At 65.7% G+C, this 3,893-nt stretch carries 4 protein-coding genes; 1 reads left to right on the top strand and 3 read right to left on the bottom strand.

The window, feature by feature from the left end; translation table 11 throughout:
- Window positions 1-45 precede the first annotated feature (45 nt).
- Window positions 46-1,707, top strand: a complete 1,662-nt coding sequence (nadB, locus tag B7G53_RS22175; RefSeq protein WP_096671788.1) for an L-aspartate oxidase — start codon at window positions 46-48, stop codon at window positions 1,705-1,707.
- 11 nt (window positions 1,708-1,718) lie between these two features.
- Here the strand turns inward: nadB and B7G53_RS22965 are convergent, their stop codons facing one another.
- The 3 genes from B7G53_RS22965 to nadC are packed head-to-tail and all read right to left on the bottom strand — an operon-like array spanning window position 1,719 to window position 3,839.
- Entirely contained in the window at window positions 1,719-1,871 is a 153-nt protein-coding gene (locus B7G53_RS22965) for a hypothetical protein (RefSeq protein WP_441339015.1), read from the bottom strand.
- The gene (gene nadA, locus B7G53_RS22170; RefSeq protein WP_096671787.1) at window positions 1,840-2,958 is read right to left on the bottom strand and encodes a quinolinate synthase NadA; all 1,119 of its coding nucleotides are present in this window, start codon (window positions 2,956-2,958) and stop codon (window positions 1,840-1,842) included. The genes B7G53_RS22965 and nadA overlap by 32 nt, the downstream gene beginning before the upstream one ends.
- Window positions 2,959-2,966: 8 nt before the next feature.
- Window positions 2,967-3,839 (bottom strand): carboxylating nicotinate-nucleotide diphosphorylase, encoded by an 873-nt coding sequence (nadC, locus tag B7G53_RS22165; RefSeq protein ID WP_096671786.1) that lies wholly within the window; start codon window positions 3,837-3,839, stop codon window positions 2,967-2,969.
- Window positions 3,840-3,893 lie beyond the last annotated feature (54 nt).

Here is a 3,893-nt window from a genome sequence, read left to right as displayed (position 1 = left end):
TCGGGCGGCAGCACGCCGTCCGAGACCTCACCAAACACGTTTGATGTGCTGATTGTTGGCAGCGGCCTGGCAGGGCTCAGCACGGCGCTGAAGCTGGTTGAAGGAGGCGCTGCGGACTCCACCCCGCTTCGCGTCGCCGTACTGACCAAAGGCAAGCTGGCCGATGGCGCCAGCGGGTGGGCCCAGGGCGGCATTGCGGCCGTGCTGGCGCAAGGCGAGGAAGGCGACAGCTTTGCAGCCCACATCGCAGATACGCAGGTGGCGGGCGCCTGGCTGTCCGACGAAGCCGCCACAACGCAGGTGGTGGAAGGCGCGCCGGCGGCGATTGCCTGGCTGCAGGCCCACGGTGTGGCTTTCACGCAGGAGCCCGGTGCCGAACAGGCGTTGCACCTCACGCGCGAAGGCGGGCACAGCCACAGGCGCATCGTGCATGCGACCGATGCCACAGGTGCTGTCGTACAGGAAAGCCTGATTGCCGCAGTACGCGCGCATCCGGCGATCGACGTGTTTGAACAAACCACGCTGGTTGACCTGATCATCCAGAACGACAGCGCCACCGGTCGTCCGCGCTGCGTCGGCCTGTACGCACTGGACAGCCGCGACGACGGCACAGGAAGCAGCAGCAGCAGCATCGTCCGCACCTTTGCGGCGCGCCACACCCTGCTGGCCACCGGCGGCGCCGGCAAGGTTTACCTCTACACCAGCAACCCCGACACCGCCACCGGCGACGGCATCGCCGCCGCCTGGCGCGCCGGCTGCCGCATCGGCAACATGGAGTTCATCCAGTTCCACCCGACCTGCCTGTATCACCCCGAGGCCAAGTCCTTTTTGATCAGCGAAGCGGTCCGCGGCGAAGGCGGCATCCTGCGCCTGCCGGATTCGGTCGGCGGCGCGCGCTTCATGCCCGTCCACGACGAACGGGCCGAGCTGGCGCCGCGCGACGTGGTGGCCCGTGCGATCGATTTCGAGATGAAAAAACACGGCGTCGACTGTGTTTTTCTGGACATCTCCCACAAGGGTGAGGCTTTTGTGCGCGAACACTTTCCGACCATCCACGCACGCTGCCTGTCGCTCGGCATCGACATCGCGCGCCAGCCGATTCCCGTGGTGCCGGCTGCCCACTACACCTGCGGCGGCGTGCTGACCGACCTGGCCGGACGCACCGACATCGCGAACCTTTACGCCGCCGGTGAAACCGCCTGCACCGGCCTGCATGGCGCCAACCGGCTGGCCAGCAACTCGCTGGTGGAGTGTGTGGTGTTTGCGCAGGAAGTCGCAAATGTTATTAAATCGGAAGCTGCCAACGCCAGCCACATAAGGGCTGAAGGCCAAAATGATTCACAGGCTTTGCTCCCGGCCTGGGACGAGAGCCAGGTGACCGATGCCGACGAGCAGGTGGTGATTGCCCACAACTGGGACGAGCTGCGCCGGCTGATGTGGAATTACGTGGGCATCGTACGCACCAACAAGCGGCTGGAACGCGCCGCGCACCGCATTGCGCTGCTGCAGTCAGAGATTGACGAGTTTTACGCCCACTTCCGCGTCACGCGGGATTTGCTGGAACTGCGCAACCTGGTGCAGGTGGCCGAGCTGATCGTGCGTTCGGCGCAGTCACGCCACGAAAGCCGCGGCCTGCACTTCAGCCGCGACTATCCGCAAACCGACGCGGTGGCCGTGCCCACCGTGCTGGTGCCGTCCAAAGCCTGAACCCCGCGCTGTCATCCGCGGTGCGGGTCCAGGTCTGCGTCCAGCCAGCCGCGCAGGCTGTTCACAAAGGCCAGCGCCTGCACCCGCGGCAGGTCGTCCAGGCGCACCACGCCGGCACTGAGCTGGCCGGTATCAGGCCGCGCCGATGCGCGGCACCAGCCCACTCACCGGCTGCCCGACGCGCTGCGCCGCGGTGAACGCCAGCATGCGGTCTATCGGCAGGCGGGCCCGCACGCCCAGGGCGGGGTCCACATGCACCTCCGGGCTCAAGGCCTGCAACACCTGCGCCAGGCCAGCCAGCCCGTTCATCGCCATCCAGGGGCAGTGCGCGCAGCTTTTGCAGGTGGCGCTGTCGCCGGCCGTTGGTGCTTCGATAAACACCTTGCCGGGGTTCAGCGTGCGCAGCTTGTGCATCATGCCGTTGTCGGTGGCAACGATGAATTCATGGGCATCCATCTCGCGGGCCGCCTTGAGGATGCCCGAGGTCGAACCCACCGCGTCGGCCAGCGCGACCACATCCGCCGGCGACTCCGGATGCACCAGCACTTTGGCCTTCGGATGTTCCCTTTTCAGCGCCTCGAGTTCAAAGGCCTTGAACTCGTCATGCACGATGCAGCTGCCGTTCCACATCAGCATGTCGGCGCCGGTTTCATGCTGGATATAGGCGCCCAGGTGCCTGTCGGGTGCCCACAGAATTTTCTGGCCCTGCTCCTTCAATGCCCTGACGATGTCCAACGCGCAACTCGAGGTCACCAGCCAGTCGGCACGCGCCTTCACGGCAGCGCTGGTGTTCGCATAGACCACCACCGTGCGGTCCGGATGGGCATCGCAGAAGGCGCTGAATTCGTCCACCGGGCAACCGAGATCCAGCGAACAGGTGGCTTCGAGGTCGGGCATCAGCACGCGTTTTTCGGGTGAGAGGATTTTTGCGGTCTCACCCATGAAACGCACGCCCGACACCACCAGCGTGGTTGCCGGGTGGTCGCGCCCGAAACGTGCCATCTCCAGCGAGTCGCTGACCAGCCCGCCGGTTTCCTCGGCCAGGTCCTGCAGGTCCGGGTGCACGTAGTAGTGCGACACCATGACAGCATTTCGCTCCTTCAGCAGGCGGCGAATCCGGTCCTTGAGCGCGGCGCGCTCGTCCTGCGCCGGCTCCACCGGCACCCGCGCCCAGGCATGGCGCGTCGGGCAGGAGGGTTGCTCATAGTCAATGCGCACCAGGGACCGGGCAGGGCTTGCGGCGTCACTCATGGCAGGCCTCATAGCTGCGTAAACCGCATGGAAAAATCAATCGCCTTGATGTCTTTGGTCAGGGCCCCGATGGAAATGCGGTCCACCCCGGTGGCGGCAATGCCGGCAACCGTGTCCAGCCCGACGCCGCCCGACACTTCCAGAATCGCCCGGCCCGCGGTGATGCGCACCGCCTCGCGGAGCTGCACCAGGTCCATGTTGTCGAGCAAAATCATTTGGGCGCCGGCGGCGAGGGCTTCTTCCAGCTGGGCCAGGGTCTCGACCTCGATCTCGACAAAAGTCGCCCGGGCAGCCACTTCGGCAGCACGCTGCAAAACAGCCGTGACGCCACCGGCGGCCGCGATGTGGTTTTCCTTGATCAGCACCGCGTCGTACAGGCCGATGCGGTGGTTGCTGCCGCCACCGCAGCGCACCGCGTATTTTTGCGCCAGCCGCAAACCGGGCAGGGTCTTGCGGGTGTCCACGATGCGCGCGTGGTTGCCTGCCACCGCCTCCACAGCCCGCACATAGGCCGCGGTTTGCGTGGCTACCGCGCTGAGCAGCTGCAGGAAATTAAGCAAGGTGCGCTCGCCGCTGAGCAGCCCGCGCGAATTTCCCCGGATTTCCAGAATGACCTGGTTGGCGTTGCAGGCCTGGCCATCACGCACATGCCAGACAAGTTCGGCCTGCGGATCCAGCCGCTGCAATGTCGCCTCCACCCAGGGCTGACCGCAAATCACCGCGGCTTCACGCGCCAGCACGCGGGCCTGGCTGCGTTGCCCCGGGTCCACGAGGCCGGCTGTCAGGTCGCCAGTTCCGAGGTCTTCGTCCAGCGCCCGGCCGGCATCGGCACGCGCAAGCAGCGCCATGCTGGCATCGGAAAAATCAAACCAGTCATTCATTTTTTTCGTCGTTTCACGCCAATGTTGGCGGCAAGCATAACGGCTTCGCGAAGA

It is taken from the genome of Polaromonas sp. AET17H-212 (assembly GCF_002379085.1).
Lineage (GTDB): Bacteria > Pseudomonadota > Gammaproteobacteria > Burkholderiales > Burkholderiaceae_C > Polaromonas.
This window is presented reverse-complemented; position numbering and strand designations above follow the sequence as displayed.